The 19,951-nt window shown below is 65.5% G+C and carries 17 protein-coding genes; 8 read left to right on the top strand and 9 right to left on the bottom strand.

Going from position 1 to position 19,951, the window contains the following annotated elements; translation table 11 throughout:
• Positions 1–435 precede the first annotated feature (435 nt).
• The 3 genes from R3X27_RS09260 to R3X27_RS09250 form a co-directional block, all read right to left on the bottom strand.
• Positions 436–1,866: an NAD(P)(+) transhydrogenase (Re/Si-specific) subunit beta gene (locus tag R3X27_RS09260; RefSeq protein ID WP_317708568.1), complete on the bottom strand. Its 1,431-nt coding sequence runs from the start codon at positions 1,864–1,866 to the stop codon at positions 436–438.
• A gap of 13 nt (positions 1,867–1,879) precedes the next feature.
• On the bottom strand, positions 1,880–3,454 hold the full coding sequence (locus R3X27_RS09255; protein WP_317708567.1) for a Re/Si-specific NAD(P)(+) transhydrogenase subunit alpha: 1,575 nt from the start codon (positions 3,452–3,454) through the stop codon (positions 1,880–1,882).
• A gap of 124 nt (positions 3,455–3,578) precedes the next feature.
• Entirely contained in the window at positions 3,579–4,043 is a 465-nt protein-coding gene (locus R3X27_RS09250) for an isoprenylcysteine carboxylmethyltransferase family protein (protein ID WP_317708566.1), read from the bottom strand.
• Positions 4,044–4,318: 275 nt separating this feature from the next.
• Here R3X27_RS09250 and R3X27_RS09245 point away from each other — a divergent pair, with 275 nt between their 5' ends.
• From R3X27_RS09245 to R3X27_RS09235, 3 genes are read left to right on the top strand one after another with little or no spacing between them, the layout of a single operon-like run.
• Positions 4,319–5,266, top strand: coding sequence for an ABC transporter permease (locus tag R3X27_RS09245; RefSeq protein ID WP_317708565.1), 948 nt, complete (start codon positions 4,319–4,321; stop codon positions 5,264–5,266).
• Positions 5,263–6,084 (top strand): ABC transporter permease, encoded by an 822-nt coding sequence (locus R3X27_RS09240; protein WP_317708564.1) that lies wholly within the window; start codon positions 5,263–5,265, stop codon positions 6,082–6,084. Before R3X27_RS09245 ends, R3X27_RS09240 begins: the two co-directional genes overlap by 4 nt.
• On the top strand, positions 6,081–7,643 hold the full coding sequence (locus R3X27_RS09235; RefSeq protein WP_317708563.1) for an ABC transporter ATP-binding protein: 1,563 nt from the start codon (positions 6,081–6,083) through the stop codon (positions 7,641–7,643). Before R3X27_RS09240 ends, R3X27_RS09235 begins: the two co-directional genes overlap by 4 nt.
• A 512-nt stretch (positions 7,644–8,155) precedes the next feature.
• On the opposite strand, the gene R3X27_RS09230 is transcribed toward R3X27_RS09235, so the two are convergent.
• The 3 genes from R3X27_RS09230 to R3X27_RS09220 all read right to left on the bottom strand — a co-directional run bounded on the left by R3X27_RS09230 (position 8,156) and on the right by R3X27_RS09220 (position 11,893).
• Positions 8,156–10,132, bottom strand: a complete 1,977-nt coding sequence (locus tag R3X27_RS09230; RefSeq protein ID WP_317708562.1) for a VWA domain-containing protein — start codon at positions 10,130–10,132, stop codon at positions 8,156–8,158.
• Complete coding sequence (locus tag R3X27_RS09225; RefSeq protein ID WP_317708561.1) at positions 10,129–10,662, bottom strand: RNA polymerase sigma factor; 534 nt, start codon at positions 10,660–10,662, stop codon at positions 10,129–10,131. Before R3X27_RS09225 ends, R3X27_RS09230 begins: the two co-directional genes overlap by 4 nt.
• 277 nt (positions 10,663–10,939) lie before the next feature.
• Positions 10,940–11,893 carry an MBL fold metallo-hydrolase gene (locus R3X27_RS09220; protein WP_317708560.1) on the bottom strand — a complete coding sequence of 318 codons (954 nt, stop codon included), beginning with the start codon at positions 11,891–11,893 and terminating at the stop codon, positions 10,940–10,942.
• 140 nt (positions 11,894–12,033) lie between these two features.
• On the opposite strand from R3X27_RS09220, the gene R3X27_RS09215 reads away from it, so the two are divergent.
• Entirely contained in the window at positions 12,034–13,452 is a 1,419-nt protein-coding gene (locus R3X27_RS09215) for a YcjX family protein (RefSeq protein ID WP_317708559.1), read from the top strand.
• Positions 13,453–13,510: 58 nt separating this feature from the next.
• Positions 13,511–14,545: a TIGR01620 family protein gene (locus R3X27_RS09210; protein WP_317708558.1), complete on the top strand. Its 1,035-nt coding sequence runs from the start codon at positions 13,511–13,513 to the stop codon at positions 14,543–14,545.
• Positions 14,546–14,636: 91 nt separating this feature from the next.
• On the opposite strand, the gene hemB is transcribed toward R3X27_RS09210, so the two are convergent.
• Positions 14,637–15,638 (bottom strand): porphobilinogen synthase, encoded by a 1,002-nt coding sequence (hemB, locus tag R3X27_RS09205; RefSeq protein WP_317708557.1) that lies wholly within the window; start codon positions 15,636–15,638, stop codon positions 14,637–14,639.
• A gap of 239 nt (positions 15,639–15,877) precedes the next feature.
• Between hemB and R3X27_RS09200 the strand changes: the two genes are divergently transcribed.
• From R3X27_RS09200 to R3X27_RS09190, 3 genes are all read left to right on the top strand, one after another.
• Positions 15,878–16,357: a component of SufBCD complex gene (locus R3X27_RS09200; RefSeq protein WP_317708654.1), complete on the top strand. Its 480-nt coding sequence runs from the start codon at positions 15,878–15,880 to the stop codon at positions 16,355–16,357.
• 39 nt (positions 16,358–16,396) lie between these two features.
• Positions 16,397–16,828, top strand: coding sequence for a PaaI family thioesterase (locus R3X27_RS09195; RefSeq protein WP_317708556.1), 432 nt, complete (start codon positions 16,397–16,399; stop codon positions 16,826–16,828).
• 136 nt (positions 16,829–16,964) lie between these two features.
• Complete coding sequence (locus R3X27_RS09190) at positions 16,965–17,591, top strand: hypothetical protein (protein WP_317708555.1); 627 nt, start codon at positions 16,965–16,967, stop codon at positions 17,589–17,591.
• Between the two features lie 250 nt (positions 17,592–17,841).
• Here the strand turns inward: R3X27_RS09190 and R3X27_RS09185 are convergent, their stop codons facing one another.
• The gene (locus R3X27_RS09185; RefSeq protein WP_317708554.1) at positions 17,842–18,351 is read right to left on the bottom strand and encodes a polymer-forming cytoskeletal protein; all 510 of its coding nucleotides are present in this window, start codon (positions 18,349–18,351) and stop codon (positions 17,842–17,844) included.
• Positions 18,341–19,663 carry a DUF5930 domain-containing protein gene (locus R3X27_RS09180; protein WP_317708553.1) on the bottom strand — a complete coding sequence of 441 codons (1,323 nt, stop codon included), beginning with the start codon at positions 19,661–19,663 and terminating at the stop codon, positions 18,341–18,343. Before R3X27_RS09180 ends, R3X27_RS09185 begins: the two co-directional genes overlap by 11 nt.
• Between the last annotated feature and the right edge of the window lie 288 nt (positions 19,664–19,951).

The following is a 19,951-nucleotide window of genomic DNA, read 5'->3' as shown; positions in this document are numbered from 1 at the left end:
TTGCATATTTCGCGTGGCGGGCCAACAGGCGAGCGTCCCGGACCCCGGTTGTTTCCGGCCATGCCTGATCGCCCCCCCGGAAATCACGGCAACGTGGCCGGAACTCCATGATGAGCGGATTGCAATCATTGGGTTTGCGCGCTGAGGGGCACGGAATCAAGGCCGAAGGCCGCCGTGCCCGCGCCGGACCGTCCCGGCGGTCTGGCGCTTCCGCATCCTCGCGCAACGGATTGAACGATTTCGGACTTGGCAGGGATCAAGTGCAGACCACAACTGTTGCGGCGCCAACCCACGGTCCGGCGCGGGCACGGCTCACGTTGCGCCCCTTGCTTTCGCGGCGAAAGTCCGATCCGTCCGCTGATTGTCACCACTGGCCCTCGGCCACAAAAGAAAAGGGCCCGCCGAAGCGAGCCCTTTCCAAGGATCGGGAGATGCCTAGTCGATCCGGCTCAGCAGGTCGTCGAGGCTCTTCTTGGCGTCGCCGAAGAACATCCGCGTGTTCTCCTTGTAGAAGAGCGGGTTCTCGATGCCCGAATAGCCCGTGCCCTGGCCGCGCTTCGAGACGAAGACGACCTTGGACTTCCAGCATTCCAGGACCGGCATGCCGGCGATGGGCGAGTTGGGATCGTCCTGGGCGGCCGGGTTGACGATGTCGTTGGAGCCGATGACGATCGAGACATCCGTTTCCGGGAAGTCCTCGTTGATCTCATCCATCTCCAGCACGATGTCATAGGGCACCTTGGCTTCGGCCAGCAGCACGTTCATGTGGCCCGGCAGGCGGCCGGCAACGGGGTGGATCGCGAAGCGAACCTCCTTGCCCTTGGCACGCAGACGGCGGGTCAGCTCGGCAACGCTTTGCTGAGCCTGCGCCACGGCAAGACCGTAGCCCGGGATGATGACAACGCTGTCCGCATCCTCAAGCGCAGAGGCCACACCATCGGCGTCGATGGCAACCTGCTCACCGGTCACTTCAGCCGCCGGTTCGCCCGAGCCGCCGAAGCCGCCAAGGATCACCGAGACAAATTGCCGGTTCATCGCCTTGCACATGATGTAGCTGAGGATCGCACCGGAGGAACCGACCAGCGCGCCGACCACGATCAGCAGGTCGTTGCCGAGCGAGAAGCCGATAGCCGCCGCGGCCCAGCCCGAGTAGCTGTTCAGCATCGACACCACGACGGGCATGTCGGCGCCGCCGATCCCCATGATGAGGTGGTAGCCGATGAAGAGCGCCGCCAGCGTCATCAGGAAGAGCGGGAAGAAGCCGCCGGTGTTGAAGTACCAGATCAGGCAGACAAGCGACAACGCAGCGGCAGCGGCGTTCAGCATGTGACCGCCGGGCAGCTGCTTGGGCTTGCCGTCCACGGACCCGGCAAGCTTGCCGAAAGCGACGACGGAGCCGGTGAAGGTGATCGCACCGATGAAGACGCCGAGGAAGAGCTCGACCTTCAGGATGTTGACCTCGACCGGGGTCTTGTGCGCCAGAACGGCGGCGAAGCCTTCAAGTGCCTCACGTGCGCCCACATCCATCGCCAGCACACGGCCAAGCTCGAAATGGGCGTTGAAGCCGACAAAGACGGCCGCGAGACCGACGAGGCTGTGCATGGCAGCGACGAGCTGCGGCATCTCGGTCATCTGGACGCGCTTGGCGACCACGACACCGATGGTGCCGCCGCCGGCGATCAGGATCAGCGAGAGCAGCCAGAAGCCGGAGCCCGGGCCGATCAGCGTCGCGAAGATCGCGAGCGCCATGCCGACAATGCCATACCAGACAGCGCGCTTTGCGCTTTCCTGGCCAGAAAGTCCCCCCAGCGAAAGGATGAAGAGGACAGCCGCAACGATATAGGCGGCAGTGGTAAAGCCTTCCATTGTCTCGCCCTCCTTAGGATTTCTGGAACATGGCGAGCATGCGCCGGGTGACGAGGAAACCGCCGAAGATGTTGATCCCGGCCATGAAGATCGAGAGCGCGGCGAGAATGACGACCAGCCACGAGCCCGAGCCGACCTGCATCAGCGCGCCGAGGATAATGATCGACGAGATCGCGTTGGTGACGGCCATGAGCGGCGTGTGCAGGCTGTGCGCGACGCCCCAGATGACCTGGAAGCCAACAAAGACGGCCAGCACAAAGACGATGAAGTGCTGCATGAAGCTCGCCGGCGCATAGGCACCCACCAGCAACAGCAGCGCACCGCCAATCCCGAGCAGCATGAACTGGTTCTTCGTCTGGGCGCGGAACTCGGCCTTTTCGATCGCCAGCTTCTCTTCGCGGGTCAGCTCTTTCGGCTTCTCCGCGGGCTTCTGCGCCGCAATCGCCTGGATCTTTGGCGGCGGTGGCGGGAAGGTGATCTCGCCCTCATGGGTGATGGTGGCGCCACGGATGACGTCATCTTCCATGTCATGATTGACCGCGCCGTCCTTCTCGGGCGTCAGGTCGGTCATCATGTGGCGGATATTGGTGGCGTAGAGCGTCGAGGACTGCGCGGCCATGCGGGACGGGAAGTCCGTGTAGCCAACGATGGTCACGCCGTTGTCGGAGACGATCTTTTCGTCCTTGACGGTCAGTTCGCAATTGCCGCCACGCTCTGCGGCGAGGTCGACGATGACAGAGCCGGGCTTCATCATCTCGACCATGTCCTTGGTCCAGAGCACCGGCGCGTCCCGGTTCGGGATCAGCGCGGTGGTGATGACGATGTCCATCTCCGGCGCCAGTTCGCGGAACTTCGCAAGTTGGGCGTCGCGGAACTCAGGGCTGGACGGCGCGGCGTAGCCACCGGTCTCGGCTCCGTCCGTCTGGTCTTCGTCGAACTCGAGGAAGACGAACTCGGCGCCCATGGATTCGATCTGCTCGGCCACTTCGGGGCGAACGTCGAACGCATAGGTGATGGCGCCGAGGCTGGTCGACGTCCCAATCGCGGCCAGACCGGCTACACCGGCGCCCACAACCAGCACCTTGGCGGGCGGAACCTTGCCCGCGGCCGTCACCTGGCCGGTAAAGAAGCGGCCGAAATTGTTGCCCGCCTCGATCACCGCACGGTAGCCGGCGATATTGGCCATGGAGGACAGGGCGTCCATCTTCTGCGCGCGGCTGATCCGCGGCACCATGTCCATGGCGATGACACTTGCGCCCTTCGCCTTCGCGGCTTCCATCAGCGCCTCGTTGGAGGCAGGATAGAAGAAGGAAATCAACGTCTTCTCAGGTGTCAGCAGATCGATCTCTGCGTCTTCCGGCGGCCGAACCTTGGCGATTATATCACATGTGGCAAACAGCTCCTCTGCGCTGCCCACGACCTCGACACCAGCCTCTGCATATAGCGCGTCCGAGAGCCCGGCGAGCACGCCCGCTCCGCTCTCGATCACACAATCATACCCGAGCTTCTGAAGCTGCTTGGCAGAGTCTGGTGTCATAGCGACACGTGACTCGCCCGGGAATACCTCCCGCGGGGAACCTATCTTCACGTCTCCGTCCCTTTCGTTCGGATGTGGCGCGGCGTTGCGCGCCACAACATGGCGTTCTCCGAGGCAGTGTTTCGCACCCCGAATGCGCCTTTTCCAGCTAAATCGATAGAGCGCGGCGTTATGCTCAGATCCAACGCCGGGTCACACGCGCCCATTGCTCGAATTCCGGGCCGAAATCCTCCTTGAGCCAGGTTTCTTCCTCGGAAATGAAGCGATCCGTGATCACCCACAGGAAAAGCGGAACCAACAGGAGGCTCGGCCAGGCGGACCAGTGCAGGATACAGCCCAGCAGCAGCATCGCGTCTCCAAGATAGATCGGGTTGCGCGAGCGGGCGAAGACACCGTTGGTCACCAGGAAACGAGCATGCTGGTGCGGCACGAAGGTCGTATGGTTCTGCCGCATCTGCACCACGGCCACCAGCATCAGCAACACGCCGCCGCCGATCAGCAGCCCGGACGCGAGATCCGTGAGCGGATGATCGAACCGGCCGACAGGCAGTCGCGTGGCCTGCACCCAGGCCAGCCCCAGAAAGAGCAGCAACCAGGCGGGGGGGATGTCCAGCCATTTCACGAGTGACATCTTCGGCATGATGGCTCCAGCTTGTTGTCTGTCGCTTCAAATATCCTGTCACGAAAGATCCGCAAGCCCGTGTCGCGGTGACAGCAGACGGTGTCGGCATTAGCCACCCTTCCCTGAAAGCGCCGGAGGATCGCCGCGAAACCGGCGCCCTCGGTTTGAATCCGTGCCCGAAGGCTCAGCACCGATCTCCTCATTTTGCCTCTTGCGGCCTCTCTCCTGGTCGCATCGGTCGCACCCCCGCCTTCCCACTGGCGCCCCGCCATGACCGTCGCTAGGGTCGCCGCATGATCCGGTATGCCGCCACCCGACTGATTTCGCTTGGCTTGTCGCTCATGGCGGCGAGCTTTGTGATTTTCGCGGTGGTCGAAGTCATTCCGGGCGACCCCGCCGCCTTCATGCTCGGGATGAACGCGTCCGAGGAAACCGTCGCCGCCCTGCGTGACGAGCTTGGCCTCACAGGCTCGCTGCCCGCGCGCTATCTCGGCTGGGTCACCGGTATGCTCGGCGGCGATTTCGGCACCTCCTATACCTATCGCGTTCCGGTCTCCGAGTTGATCGCGGCGCGGCTCTGGGTCTCGCTGCCGCTGGCGCTTTACGCGCTGGCGCTCTCCACCTTGCTCGCCCTTCCCATTGGCATGCTGGCCGCCGCCCGGCGCGGACGGGCGACCGATTACGGCATCATGGGGCTGACGCAGCTCGGCATTGCCGTGCCGAATTTCTGGTTCGCCATGCTGCTCGTGGTGCTGTTCGCCATCACCTGGCCGATCTTTCCCGCCGGCGGCTTCCCCGGCTGGGAAAACGGGGCCTGGCCCGCGCTCAAGGCGCTGACCCTGCCGGCCGTGGCGCTGGCGCTGCCGCAGGCCTCCATCCTCGCCCGGGTCATGCGCTCCGCCCTGATCGAGACGCTGGGGCAGGACTATATCCGCACCGCCCGCGCCAAGGGGCTGACCGAGGGACAGGCGATCCGCAATCACGGGATGCGCAACGCGATGATCCCGGTCCTGACTATTGTCGGGCTGCAATTCTCATTCCTGCTGGCCGGCGCGATCATCATCGAGAAGGTGTTCTTCCTGCCCGGGCTCGGCTTGCTGATCTTCCAGGGCATCACGCAGCGTGACCTCGTCGTGGTCGAATCCGTCGTCATGCTGCTGGTCTTCGCGGTGATCCTCGTCACCTTCCTCGTCGATCTCGCCTATGCGCTGGTCGACCCCCGTCTGAGGCATTCGCGATGAGGCTCCCGGTCCAACTCATTCTCGGCATGGTGCTCTTCGGCCTCTTCCTCGCCGCGGCCCTGCTGTCGCTGGTCTGGACGCCCTTCGACGTCACCGAGCTCGACATCGCCCACAAGCTCGCTGCGCCGTCCGCCGAACACTGGCTCGGCACCGATCACCTTGGGCGCGACATGACCGCCATGCTGATGGCCGGGGCGCGGACCTCCATCGCCGTGGCGCTGATCGCCGTCGGCATCGGTATCGCGCTCGGCGTGCCGCTCGGGCTGGCTGCCGCCGCACGGCGCGGCTCGCTGCTCGACGAGGTCATCATGCGCGGCAACGACCTGATTTTTGCCTTTCCCTCGCTGGTCATCGCCATCCTGATCACCGCCGTCTTTGGCCCTTCGGCGATCAACGCCATTCTCGCCATCGGCATCTTCAACATCCCCGTCTTCGCCCGCGTGTCGCGCGGGGCCGCGCTGACCATCTGGCCGCGCGAGTTCATCCTCGCCGCCCGCGTCGCCGGCAAGCATTCGGCGCGGATCTCCGCCGAACATATCCTGCCCAATATCGCCAACCTGCTGGTGGTGCAGGGCACGATCCAGTTCTCCATGGGCATCCTCGCCGAAGCCGGCCTCTCTTATGTCGGCCTCGGCGCGCAGCCGCCCACCCCCTCCTGGGGCCGGATGCTGGCCGATGCCCAGACCTTCTTTTACGCCTATCCCCGCCTCGCCATCCTGCCCGGCCTCGCCATCGTGCTGACCGTTCTGGGGCTGAACCTGATGGGCGACGGGCTGCGCGACCTGCTTGACCCGCGCCTGCGGAGATCCGTCCGATGATCGCGCTGGAAAACATCTCGCTGCTCCTCGCCGGAATCCCGGTGCTGCGGGATGTTTCGCTGCGGATTCCGCCCGGCCAGACGCTCGGGCTGGTTGGCGAGAGCGGCTCGGGCAAGTCGATGACGGCGCTTTCGGTCATGCGACTCCTGCCGGACGGGTCGCAACTCTCGGGGCGGGTGCTGCTGGAGGGGCGCCCCCTGACCGATCTTCCAGAGCGCAAGATGTGCGCGGTGCGCGGTGGCCAGATCGGGATGATCTTTCAGGAGCCGATGACGGCGCTGAACCCGGTCCAGACCATCGGCGATCAGGTTGCCGAGACGCTGTTGGTCCATGGAGCGGCGCGGCGCTCGGAGGCGCGGGAGATCGCCAAGGAGCGGCTGGCGCGGGTCGGACTGGCGCCGGAGCGCTTCCCGCTCGACCGCTATCCGCACGAGCTTTCGGGCGGGCAACGCCAACGGGTCTGCATCGCGCTGGCCATCGCCCTGCGCCCCAAGCTGCTGATCGCCGACGAGCCGACCACAGCGCTGGACGTGACCACGCAAGCGCAGATCCTCGAGCTGATCCGCGAGCTGGTGCGCGAAGAGGGGATGAGCTGCCTCTTCATCACCCATGACCTCGCGGTCGTCGCCGAGATGGCCGACGAGATCGCTGTGATGAAGGCCGGCGAGGTGGTCGAACACGGGCCGACAGGCGAAGTGCTGCACGAGATGCGCCACCCCTATACGCGGGCGCTGTTCGAGGCGTCGCGGCACTGCCCTGAGCGGGCACCGATCGTGCAGGAGGCACCGCTTCTGGAGGTCGAAAACGCGTTGCGGGACTACCCGCTCAAGCGGCAGGGGCTGTTCGGGAGAAGGGAGCATTTCCGCGCCGTGGATGGCGTCAGCTTCGCGTTACGGCGCGGCGAAAGCCTTGGCCTCGTTGGCGAATCCGGCTGTGGTAAGTCGACCCTGACCCGCGCAATCCTCGGGCTGGAGCCGCTTCAGGGCGGCGCAATCCGGCTCGATGGCGAGGCGGTGTCGCCCACGATGCCAGCCGAGTTGCGGCGCCGGATGCAGGTGGTGTTTCAGGACCCTTATGGCTCTTTCAACCCGCGCTACAAGGTCTCGAAACTGCTGGCCGAGCCCTTCCACCTGATTGGTCGGCCGACGGATCTGGACGCACGGGTCGCGGAGGCGCTGGAGAATGTCGGGCTTCACGCGACGGATGCCGACAAGTTTCCACATGAGTTCTCCGGCGGTCAGCGGCAGCGGATCGCCATCGCGCGGGCGCTGATCGCTCGACCGGAACTGATCGTACTGGATGAAGCGGTCTCTGCGCTGGATGTCTCGGTTCGCGCACAGGTGCTCGATCTGCTGGCCGATCTGCAGGCGCGGTTCGGGCTGTCCTACCTCTTCATCGCGCATGACCTCAGCGTGGTGCGCTCGGTGACCGACCGGGTGCTGGTCATGCAAGCCGGGCGGATCGTCGAGGCAGGCGAAACGGAAACGGTTTTTGCAACCCCGCGCGCGGCCTATACGCGCGAATTGTTGGCGGCCGCACCAGTTCTCCCGGCGGCCTGAAGTAGCGACGAACCAACATGTTTTTCTTTTTTCGCAATAGGTTTTTAACTGGTTTGAGTCCAGTTTCCCGATGCGATGTGACGCTTCTGGAAGGATCAATCATGTTTTCTGTCTTCGCGAAGTTGATCGGGTTGTGGCCCGCCCAACCGCCCCGAATGGCTCGGGGAACAGGTCCCGCTGGCAGGCCGCATTCCGCAGGTCCGGTGCCGTCGCAGCCTTGTCCGGACGCTGGTGCGTCGGGTCAGGGCAATGTGGCCACGACAGATCTGGGCCTATCCCGAGTAGAGACGCCAGGCCGCAATTACGCCTCCGGAGACAGGGCCGCGACGGGACGGGCCGCGCGTTTTCCGCCGATACGGTAAGAAAGGCCCTGGCGCAGGGATCCGGGACCTTGTCAGGTTGCGCCAGCGCGGCAGCTCGCCCGGAGGCTGGCATCGCGGGCAAAAGACGCGCCGATGGACAGGACGATTGGCGCGCCCCGGTCCGGTATGTGGTTCAGGGGCGCGGAGATCCTACTTGTCGAGGCTGCCCGCGAGGCGGATGAGGCGGAGCGCCTCGGCGCGGTAGCCAAACGGATCCTCGCCACGCGCATTGCCGGCCAGCGCCGCTGCCGCGTCGTAGTCCCAGTCTCCCAGATAAACCGAGCCGCGCAGGAGTTGGCCGAAGCCGGCAATCGCCGTGGCGAAGCGGGTTTCGACTGAGGCCTGCGAGACCTCTGCCGGGATCGGCGTCTCGATCAGCCGGCTCTCGCTGCCACCCGGCTCCTTGTAGCGCAGGCGCAGGAAGCCAAGCTCCCCGTTTGCGCCCTCGGGCGTGGCGGCGGGCTGATAGCGCAAAGGTTCGTTCAGCACGGCGGACGAGCCGACAGGCGTGACCTCGTAAAGCGCCGTCACCTGATGCCCGGCGCCGATCTCGCCGGCATCGACCTTGTCATTGGCGAAATCCTCGCGCCGGAGCGCGCGGGTCTCGTAGCCGATCAGCCGGTATTCGGCGATCTCGGCGGGGTTGAACTCGACCTGGATTTTCACGTCCTGCGCGATGGCGAAGAGTTGCCCGGTAAGCTGGTCGACCAGCACCTTCTGCGCCTCGGCGATGGTGTCGATATAGGCGGCCTGCCCGTTGCCAGCCTGTGCCAGCGCCTGCATGGTCGCATCGTCGAGATTGCCACGCCCGAAGCCAAGCACGGAGAGGAACGCGCCGCTCTCGCGCTTGCGGGCGATGAAATCTTCCAGCGCCTCCGGGTCATGGATGCCGACATTGAAATCGCCATCGGTGGCCAGCAGGATGCGGGAGACCTCGCCCTCGCCTTTCATGGTCTCGGCCAACGCATAGGCCTGTTCCAGCCCCGCCTGCCCCGCCGTCGAGCCGCCCGCCTCCAATCGGTCCAGCGCGGCGAGGATCTTGCTGCTCTCTCCGGCCGGGGTCGGCTCCAGCACCGCGCCGGCACTGCCAGCATAGGCAACGATCGCGACCTCGTCCTCGGCGCGCAGCTCACCCAGCATCAGCCGCAGCGACTGTTTCAGAAGCGGCAGCTTGTCGGGGTCCTGCATCGAGCCGGAGGTGTCGATCAGGAAGACGAGGTTGAGTGGCGGGCGGTCCTCCAGCGCCGGAAGCGCGCCTTGCAGACCGATATGCAGGATCTGCGTGTCCGGATTCCAGGGCGTCGGGCTGACGCCGAGCGTGGTCGCGAAGGGCGCGCCGCCCGGTTCGGGCGCGGGATAAGCATAGGGGAAATAGTTTACCATCTCCTCGATGCGCACGGCCTCGGTGGGCGGCAGGCTGCCATTCATCAGCGAGGAACGGATAACCGACCAGGACGCGGTGTCGACATCGACGGAGAAGGTCGAGACCGGCTGGTCGGCAACGGCGGTCACGCCGGAGGGGTCTTCATTTGCGAAGGCTTCGGTATCGACATCGACCGGCGCGGGGCGGGCATCGCTGTCGGCCGTGAGCGCGCGAGAGACCACGCTGGTCTCCGGCGCGGCGCGAGACAGCGCAAGGCGGCCCTCGACCTTCAGGGACTGCTCCACCAGGGGTGACGGCGGCGCGGCCGAAGACAAGTCCATCGCCAGCTCGGCCTCGGCGAGGACCGGTTCGTCCAGCAGGACAGGCGCCTCGGGCGCGCTGTCGATGTCCAGGTCGTGGGCGCCATCCGTGCCGGGGCCGAAGGCGGTGTCCTGCGGCAGGACGATCAGGAGTGCGAGGCCGGCGGTAACGAGGCCAGTGGTGGCGGCGAGGCCGGCGCGGGTCGTGAGGGCGTGGATCATCGAAATTCCTCCATCAATCAGGCGCCCCCAAACGGGGCGGCTGTTGGAGGGACGCGGCTCGATGGAGGATTCTTGGGTGGTCCCGGCGCTTTCTGCAGTTTCCGCGAAAGCCGTGTCAAAGGCAGACATCGCGGCGGCGATATCGTCTGCCTTGCGGGCCGGGTCGGCCTCCGGCGAGCCGGATTTCAGAGCGGCGCGGAGCCGTTCGAGATCGTCTGTCATTGGTCCTCCTCCGCAAGCGCACGCAGGGCTTTCTTCACTTCGGACATGCGCCAGGCGACCGTTCCTTCTGAAAGACCGAGCACCGAGGCCGCCTCGGCTTGGGTCAGTTCCTCCGCGAGGATCAGCACGGCGGTGTCCCGCAGGTCGGGTTTGAGCCGCGCCATGGCGCATTCGAGCCAACCGACGGCGTCGCGTGTTTCCGCGTCGCCGGCACGGCGGGCGATTTCCCAGTCGCCCCAGCCATCGGCGGCTTTCGCGTGGGTTGCGGCCCGGCGGCGGCGGTCATGCGAGGCATTGACGGCGACGCGATAGAGCCAGGTGGTGAAACGGGCCTCGCCGCGAAAGCTCTTCAGCTTGGACGGCAGGGCGAGGCAGATGTCCTGGGTCAGGTCCTCGGCCTCGGCCCGCGCCCCGGTGAGGCGCATGGCGAAGGCAAATAGCCTGTCATAGTGCCGCGCGAGCAAGGCGGCAAAGGCGTCTCGGTCGCCATGTCCGGCGGCCCGGGCCAGGGCGTCGTCATCGGTTGTCATGCGCATGTCATCCCGTCTGACGGGCGCGGAAAGGAAATCCTTGGCGCAAGGGATAGATTTTTTTCGGGGCGGTCAATGAGAGAGATGGGACAATGCTGCCGTTCGCTGTCGCCCCGAAACGCTCCAGCGGTAGCCGCGCCAATCAGCAGTCAGACCCAACGTCCGCAGCCGTCTCCCTGGGTAAACCAGGCGTCCACGCAATTCCGGCAGGGCGGTTCGAGGTTTCGGTTTCCAGCCTCCCTTTTGACCTGCAACACAACCAACGGTCCCTCGCTCCCTATTCGAACTCCATCTCCTCATAGACCCGCCCGGCATTCTTCGTCGCCAGTTCTTCGAAGGTGTCGAGGGTCCGATAGGCCTCCTGATCAACGTAATAGGCCTCAGCCAGATCCCCGCCATTCTCCAGATGTTCACCGATCTTTTCGCGCAGATGCACCAGGTAGTCCCGGGTGTAGCGCCGTACCTGGTCCATATTGGTCGGATGTCCGTGCCCCGGGATCACGTAGGTCGCGTCCAGCGGCTCGAATTTGGTCTCCCAGGTCTCGATCCATTCGGAGGTGATCGTGTCTGGAAAGATCGGCAGCATCCGTTCATGAAAGGCGATGTCTCCGGCAATCACGAGCCCCTGTTCCGGGAGCCAGACCTGCGTATCGCCCGGTCCATGGGCTGGACCGAGATGCAGCACCTCGATTTTCGTGTCGCCAAGCGAAGCGTCATAGCTGTCCTCGAAGGTCAGGGTCGGCCCCTGGATCTCCGTCCCCTCCGCCTTGTCCCTGTTGTAGCGGATCATGCCGTCGAGGATCTGTTGCCCATATTCCTCGACCTCATGGGCAGCATCGACATGGCCGAGAATCGGTACGCCCTGCGCGGCCCAATAAGAATTGCCGAGCACGGCATGCCCCTGCCCGTTCTCGTTGATCACCAGCTTTACCGGCTGGTCCGTCACCGCCTTGATCTCCGCATGCAGCGCCTCGGCCAGGATCGCCGCTGCACCGCCATTGATCACGACCACCCCTTCAGACGTCACGATGAAGCTCAGGTTGTTGTTATGGCCGGAGTTTTCATAGGTCGGTGGTGCTGTCGCCCCGATCGCCGAGAACACGCCGGGGATCACCTCGACCGGTTTCGAATAGAGCGGGCTCTGCGGGTATTGGTCGGCAATGTCCTCGCTGGCCCCGGCCACGAGCGGCAAAATGCAAAGCGCCAGCGCAAGGCGCGAAATCTGGTACATGAACTGTCCTCCCTATTCGCACATATTCGTATTTGAGAATGCTTTGTCCAGACAAATCCTGTCGCAGCCCCTTTTCGCCGGCCCCTAGGCATTGCGCCCTCGGGGCCATATGTGTTGGTCGTGCAGCGAAAGAGGGTCCTGTGGTTATCGGTAGATTGGCGAATGGTCTGATACAGGGCGTGGAGGATGCGGGCTCGGCCCTGTCGGAGGCGCTGTTCGAACCGGTGATCCGCGTTGGCGTGACCGGCTTTGCGCGGGCGGGCAAGACCGTGTTCATCACGTCGCTTGTGGCCAACCTGATGGATCGCGGCCGAATGCCCGGTCTCGCCGCCGCCGCCGAAGGGGCGATTACCGGCGCTTGGCTGCAGCCCCAGCCAGACGACACCGTGCCCCGCTTTGCCTTCGAGCAGCATCTCGCGGCGCTGACCGGCCCGGCGCCGCATTGGCCCGAGCCGACAAGCGCGGTCTCCGAGCTGCGGCTCTCGCTGAAGGTGCAGCCGCGCGGAATGCTCGGCACGTTGTCCGGGCCGCGCACCGTCCATCTGGACATTATCGACTATCCAGGCGAATGGCTGCTGGATCTCGAACTGATGGACCAGAGCTATGATGACTGGTCCGCCGAGATCCTCGCCCGCGCCGAACCGCGCAGCGCCGCCGCGCCCTTCCTCGAAACGCTGCGCGAAACGGATTGCGACGCCGAGTTTGGCGAAACCGCCGCCCAGGCATTGGCCGAGTCCTATACCGCCTATCTCCGCGCCGCCCGCGCCGATGGCTTCTCGGACTGCACACCGGGCCGTTTCCTGATGCCCGGCGAGCTGGCAGGCTCGCCCGCGCTGACCTTCGCCCCCCTGCCCCGCCCGGAGACGCGCCCCTCGCGCGGCGCGCTGCGCCGCGAGATGGAGCGCCGCTACGAGGCCTATAAATCCCGCGTGGTCAAACCCTTCTTCCTCGATCACTTCGCCCGGATCGACCGGCAGGTCGTGCTGGTCGACCTTCTCGGAGCGATTCATTCCGGCCCGGCCGCGGTCGAGGATCTCGGCCGCTCGATGAACGACATCCTTGGCGCCTTCCGCCCCGGCCGCAACGCCTGGCTGACCCGGCTTCTCGGCCAGAAGCGCGTCGAGCGCATCCTCTTTGCTGCCACCAAGGCCGATCATATCCATCACAGCCAGCACGGGCAGATGACCGCGATCATGGAGGCGATGCTGCGCCAGGCCCGCGACCGCGCCGATTTCGCCGGCGCGAAAACCCGCGCCATGGCCATCGCCTCGCTGCGCGCCAGCACGGAGGAAACGCGCTCAGTCGACGGCGCCGAGCTGGGCATGGTGCGCGGGCGGCTGGAAGACGGGCGCGATGCGGTTCTCTACCCCGGCACCCTGCCAGAGGATCCCTCCCGCCTGCTTGTGCCCGCGCAGCAGGGCGCCGAGCGCTGGCTCGACGGCGACTATTCGGTGATGAAATTCGCCCCCGCCGCCTCGACCCTGAAACCCGGCGAGGGTCCGCCGCATATCCGGCTCGACCGGGCGGCCGAGTTCCTGATCGGGGACAAGCTGCGATGAACGGCACGGCGCGCATAGACACGACATCGCCGGACAGCCGGCAGGAAGGGAGCCGCGCATGAGCGAGACACCGAAAGGCCCGGTCCTTATCGAGATCGACGCACAGGACGCATCCGGCGCCCCCCCGGCCTCCGGACCGGCCGACGCGCCACCCGTGCCCGATGCTGTGGAACTGCCGCAAGGCGTGGCGATGCAACAGGCGATCTCGCTCGCCAGCCGCCGCCCCTCGCGGATCGGCCGGCTCTTCTGGGCCGCGGCGTTGAGCTTCGTCACCTTTGCCGCCTCGGTCGCGGCCTGGGATTTTGTCACCTCGATGTTCGGGCGCAATTCCGCGCTCGGGACGCTGGCGCTCGGGCTGCTCGGCGCGGTGCTGCTGAGCCTGCTGCTGATGGCGCTGCGGGAGGCGGCGGGGTTCTTCCGACTGTCGCGTCTCGACAAGATCCATCGCGACGCCAATGCTGCGATCACCACCGGCGATCTCGCCGCGGCGCGCGGTGTGGCCGAGCGCCTGGACGGGCTCTATGCCGGACGCCGCGAGCTGGAGCTTGCGCGCGAAAGCTTCAAGGCGCGGGCCAGCGAACAGTTTGACGCCGACGCGCTGCTCGGCCTAGCGGAGACGGAGCTGATGGCACCGCTCGACGAGGCGGCGCGGCGCGAAGTCGAGTCGGCCGCTCGGCAGGTCGCCACCGTGACGGCCATCGTACCGCTGGCGCTGGCCGATGTGGTGACAGCGCTGCTGTCGACCACGCGCATGATCCGCCGTATCGGGGAGATCTATGGCGGGCGCTCGGGCACGTTGGGCAGCCTGCGGCTGACCCGCTCCGTTCTGACCCATCTCGTCGCCACTGGCGCTGTCGCTGTCGGGGACGACCTGATCTCCTCGGTGGCCGGCGGCGGGTTGCTGAGCAAGCTGTCGCGGCGCTTCGGCGAGGGTGTTGTCAATGGCGCTCTGACCGCCCGGGTGGGCGTTGCGGCCATCGAGGTCTGTCGGCCGCTGCCCTTCCACCGGGGCCGGAAACCTTCGGTCTCCCGCATCGTGAAACGCGCACTTGCCGGGCTTTTCAGCTCGGAGGGCAAACCGAAAGAGGACTAGGCCCGGACCGCGCGAAAAGATGCGAACAGGACAGCCTTTCAAGGCCTGCGCGATGAACGCCGTGGCAGCACCACCCCCCGCGGGCCGGTGGTCAACCGTCCTTCAGCAGACGCGCCACGCGCGGCGCAAAATAGGTCAGGATGCCGTCGCAGCCCGCCCGCTTGAAGGCCAGAAGGCTCTCCAGCATCGCCTTCTCGCCGTCGAGCCAGCCATTGGCGGACGCGGCCTCGATCATCGCGTATTCCCCCGAGACCTGATAGGCGAAGGTCGGCGCACCAAAGGTGTCCTTCACCCGGCGACAGATGTCGAGATAGGGCATCCCCGGCTTGATCATGACCATATCCGCGCCTTCGGTGAGGTCCCGCTCGATCAGGCGCAACGCCTCGTCGGTATTGGCCGGGTCCATTTGGTAGGTCTTCTTGTCGCCCTTGAGCGCGCCCGAGGCGCCAACCGCGTCGCGGAACGGCCCGTAGAAAGCAGAGGCATATTTCGCCGCATAGGACATGATCGTCACGTTCCGGTGCCCGGCAGCCTCCAGCGCGGTGCGCATGGCGCCGATCCGGCTGTCCATCATGTCCGAGGGGCCGAGAATGTCCGCCCCCGCCTCGGCCTGGGCCAGCGCCATCTTGACCAACGCCTCGACCGTCTCGTCATTAACGATCTCGTCATCAACCACATAGCCGTCATGGCCGTTGATATTGTAGGGGTCGAGGGCGATATCGGTCATCACGGCGATGCCCGGCACCTCGGCCTTGATTGCGCGAATGGCGCGGTTGGAGAGGTTTTCCGGATTCCAGGCCTCGGCACAATCCTCGGTCTTGAGCGCGGGGTCGGTATAGGGGAAGAGGCAGATCGCCGGGATGCCCAGCTCGGCCGCCTCCGCCGCCGCCTCCACGGTCAGGTCCACGGAGCGGCGCATCACGCCGGGCATGGAGGGCACCTCCTCGCGCACGCCCACGCCGTCCCGGACGAAGACCGGCCAGATCAGGTCCTCCCGCGTCAGGACATTTTCCCGCACCAGCGACCGCAACGGCTCAGTGCGGCGCAAACGACGATGGCGGGTTGCCGGGAAAGGGGCTTGGCTGGGGCGCATCGGGGGCCTCCGTTCTGGGATCTTGCTGTGGTTTTTCGGTCGCAGTTTGGCTCAGGTTGCACGGATCTGCTTCTATCTCAAGAGTTCGCGAGCGCGCGGTGACCGCGTTGCCTTGCGCCCTCCCCCAAGGGAAGCTAGGTCACAAGCTACGCGCGCGCGGAAAGGGTCCGGCGCTGCGCGCTATCGACAGGAGCTCTCCGGTGCAGGACTGGTATCAGACGGCGTTCGAACTGATCGACATGCGGTCGTTCTCGAACCTGTGGTACTGGATCGCGCTGGCCGTTCTCTGGTCGACCTCCAGCCACTGGGTTATCGGCGTCCCCTTCGACATGATCACCCGCGCACGCCGGTTCGGCGGCGAGGCGGAGGCGGACCTGCACGATATCGTGCGGGTCAATGTCAATCGCATCCTCTACATCATCGATACGGCCGGGATCTGGATCATCGCCATCGGCTGCTTTGCCCTGACGATGCTGGCGCTGCTTGGCTTCGTCTACTCGGTTGAATTTGCACAGGCGGTGTTCCTGCTGACGGCGCCGATGGGCATACTCTCCTGGATGTCGGTGCGCACGGCGCAGAAGATCCGGGATGCCGATGGGGCGGGCCTCCATGAAAAGCTCCAGATGCATCGTTTCCTGACCCAGATTCTGGGCATGGTCTCGATCTTCGTCACGGCCTTCTGGGGCATGTGGCAGAACATGACGCTGGGTGTTCTCTGAGGCCGTAACCGGCCATCAACCGACAGGTGTGAGGGAGAGATGCAGAAGACTATCCTCGACGAACGGCAACTTGACGCGCTTCTGGCGGAGATCTTTCCGCAGGTTGCGACCGATTTCCGGGTCGAACGGCTCACGAAAGACGGGATCGTTCTGCGGCTCTGCGTCGGGGAGAAACATCTTCGCCCGGGCGGAACGGTTTCCGGACCGTCGATCTTCGCGTTGGCCGATTGCGCCATGTATCTCGCCCTGATGAGCCGGATCGGGGCGGAGGCGCTGACGGTGACGACCAATTGCTCCATCGATTTCATGCGCAAACCGGAGGCGGGCCGGGACCTGCTCTGCGAGTTGCGCCTGCTCAAGCTCGGGCGGGTTCTGGCGGTGGGCGACGGGCTGGTGTTTTCGGAAGCGGAGGCGGCGCCTGTCGCGCGGGCCTCGCTGACCTATTCGATCCCGCCGAAACGCTCGGCATGACGGCGGGGCGGGAGACGGTGCGCGCCGGCCGGATCCACGCAGCCCCTCCACCGCGCACCGCGATAGCCCGCCCTTTCCGAGCCGCCCGGGACGATCTGAAATTGAGAACAAAAGCGGAACATGTTAGGATCACCGCATGTCCAGCCACGCCGCCCTGCTCTCCCGCGCGCCTCATTCCGGCCGCCCCGCCCTCCCCGTCCTCGGCGAGATGTCTCTGACTCTGGCACGCGTGCACGAGTTCTGCGGCCCCGCACGGCGAAGCCTGGCGCAGGAAGTGGCCGCCGCACGCGCGGGGCCGGTTCTCTGGATCGTGCCGGGCTGGGGGACGGACTGGCTCAATGGCGAGGGGCTCTGCGAACGGATTGATCCCGGCCGGCTGCTGATGCTGCGCGCGCAACGGGCGGAGGACCTGCTCTGGTGCATGGAAGAGGCACTGCGCAGCGGGGCGGTGCCGCTGGTCGTGGCCGACCTGCCCGCCCCTCCCGCGCTGACGCCGGTGCGCCGGCTGCACCTCGCGGCCGAGACCGGCGCCGAGGCCGGGACCGGCCTGCCCGCCCCGATCGGACTGCTGCTGACGCCGGGGGATGGCGGCGCGCCGGGGATCGAAAGCCGCTGGTCGTTTGCCCCGGCCCATGCCCCCGGCCGGACCGCCTGGACCCTCAGCCGCCTGCGCAGCCGCATCGCCCCTCCGGCCCACTGGCCGATACAGGAAGGCCCGCGGGATCGGAGCGGCCGACGCCGCCTGCAGCCAGCGCCACGCTGAGATCACAGACCAGGGACGCGCCACACCCGGGGCGCATTGGTCTCGTTCGAGTCGGAGGCCGAGACCGGAGCTGCGCGCGCAAGGGCACGAAAACTGGACGCAGCCGCTATGACCCCGCGGCGCAAGAACGTCCGGTCCGCAGCAGGGAGCACCACGGAGTCCAGTCAGGCCAAAGAAATCGGGCGGCGCCATTGGCACCGCCCGTTCAAACTGTCCTGAGAAACTGTTGCACGCCGCATGGGCAGGCGGATCACTCCTCGGCGTCAGGTGCCGCCGGAATGATCGGCTTCGGAAGTGCCTTGCTGCCGGCGCCGCTGAGCGGATCGTCCTGGCGCTGCACGGAGCCTTCGAAATGCGCACCGCTCTCGATGGCGATGGTCTTGTGGATGATGTCGCCTTCGACCTTGGCCGTGGACGTCAGGCGGACCTTCAGGCCCCGCACGCGACCGGCGATATGGCCGTTGATCACCACGTCATCGGCAACGCATTCACCGCGGATCGTCGCATTCTCGCCGATTGTCAGCAGGTGGGCGCGGATATCGCCTTCGACCGTGCCTTCGACCTGGATGTCACCAGTGGTCTTGAGATTACCGACAATGGTCAGGTCCGACGACAGAACCGACGCGGGCGGTTTTGCCTTGGGCGCGGTGGGCTTGCTGTCAAGACCGGGCACTGCCGGTTTCTTGGCGGCCTCGGGCACCTTGGAGGTTTCGGGTTCCTTTGCCGGGCCGGGCTCGTTGATTCGGCTCTTAGAAAACATCTTTGGCTGCCTTGATAAAGTTCATCGGGTTCGTCGGCTTGCCGTTCACGCGCACCTCGTAGTGCAGATGCGTGCCGGTCGACCGTCCGGTGTTCCCCATATCACCTATCCGCTGCCCTTTCGAGACCCTTTGACCCTCGGAAACGCGAAGACGGGACATATGCGCATACCAGGTCTCGATGCCGAATTCGTGGCGGACCTTGACCATGCGGCCAAAGCCCGAGTGCCAACCCGCCTTCGTGACCACCCCATCGGCGGTGGAGTAGATCGGTGTGCCATGGGATGCGGCAAAATCGGTGCCATTATGCATCCGCCCCCAACGCGACCCGAAAGGCGAGGTGAACCGGAAGCTGTCCTTCAGCGGCATGCCGAAAGGTGCCTTCTCCGCAGCGATCCGGTAGAGATTCATCCGGTCCAGCCCCTTGAGAAGAGAGTTCGCCCGGGATTCGTCCGGCGTCGGCTCGACGCCTTTGGTAGAGAAGGTGATCGGCATGAGCGGGCCGCCCTGGCCGGAATAGCCGCGTTTCACGGTGTCCAGCAGCCGCGACGGCGGCAGGCCAGCCTTGGTGAACATCTTCTCCAGCGGCGCGACGGAAACGGTCAGCGCTTCCTCGAGCTGGGTGAAAATCTTGTCATTGCGGTCAAGGATCAGGTCGCGCTCGAACTTGGCTGCGTCGGCTTCCTCCAGCGCCATCTCCGCACGCGCAAGCATATCGTCGCGCTCTTCGGCGGTGCGCTCCAGCGCCTCGTTGAGGAAGGCCACGGTCGTATCGACCTCGGCCAGCGAGTTGTGCTCGCCCTCCTCCTCGGCACGACCTTCAAGGACGGCAACCGCCTGCTCGGTCTCGTCCCGCGCAACGTCGCGTTCCTGCATGGTCCGGCGCAGGGTGGTCTGGATCACGCCGATCCCGGTCTCCAGTTCGCGGCGCCGATCTTCGGAGGTCAGCAATTGCGACTGCATGCCGGAGATCTGTTCCAGCGCGGCGTTGAAACGCTCATGCGCCGCCAACGCCTCGACCTCGGCCGATTCCCGCGCGAGAGACAGCGCGTTGAGCCGCTCCTCATAGAGCGCCTGGTCGCGTTGCGCCTGCTCGCGCGCGTTGCCCGCGCCAATGCTTTCCATCAGCAGGACGGACGATGCCAGGATGGCCCAGGCAATCGTCGCGGCAGAGCCGAACAGCACCAGGGCCTGTGTGCCCGGGCGCAGCCGGATGAACCGCGTCTGCTCGCTTTCCGAGCGCAGGAAGAGGCGCTGCTCCGGAAACCATCGTTCGAAGAAGTTGTGAATTCGGTCGCTCGGTCGCGTACGCAAAGGCCCGTCCCGTCCCCTGGATCTCTTGTTCTTTTTCCGCCGGCCCACGTCATCCCCGTCGGGAACCAGCTTAAAGCGGCTTAGGACCTGTGCAGAATTCGTGCAAGAAAATTGAAGCTTTTCCATTGTCGCACCCGGATCAGCGCGGCGAATCGGCAAGTTTTCGCCGATTCTTTTTGCGTTTTCAGGCAATTCCGGTCCGATGCCGGGCCGTTTTACAACCAGAAGCCGAGTGCCTGCCAAAGAAGCAGTCAGGAAGGAGAGACTGCGCGCGCGCCAGAAACGGGG

This window comes from Tropicimonas sp. TH_r6 (assembly GCF_033101155.1).
Taxonomy (GTDB): domain Bacteria; phylum Pseudomonadota; class Alphaproteobacteria; order Rhodobacterales; family Rhodobacteraceae; genus Tropicimonas.
The sequence above is the reverse complement of the archived record's forward strand: the minus strand, read 5'-3'. Positions and strand labels throughout refer to the sequence as shown.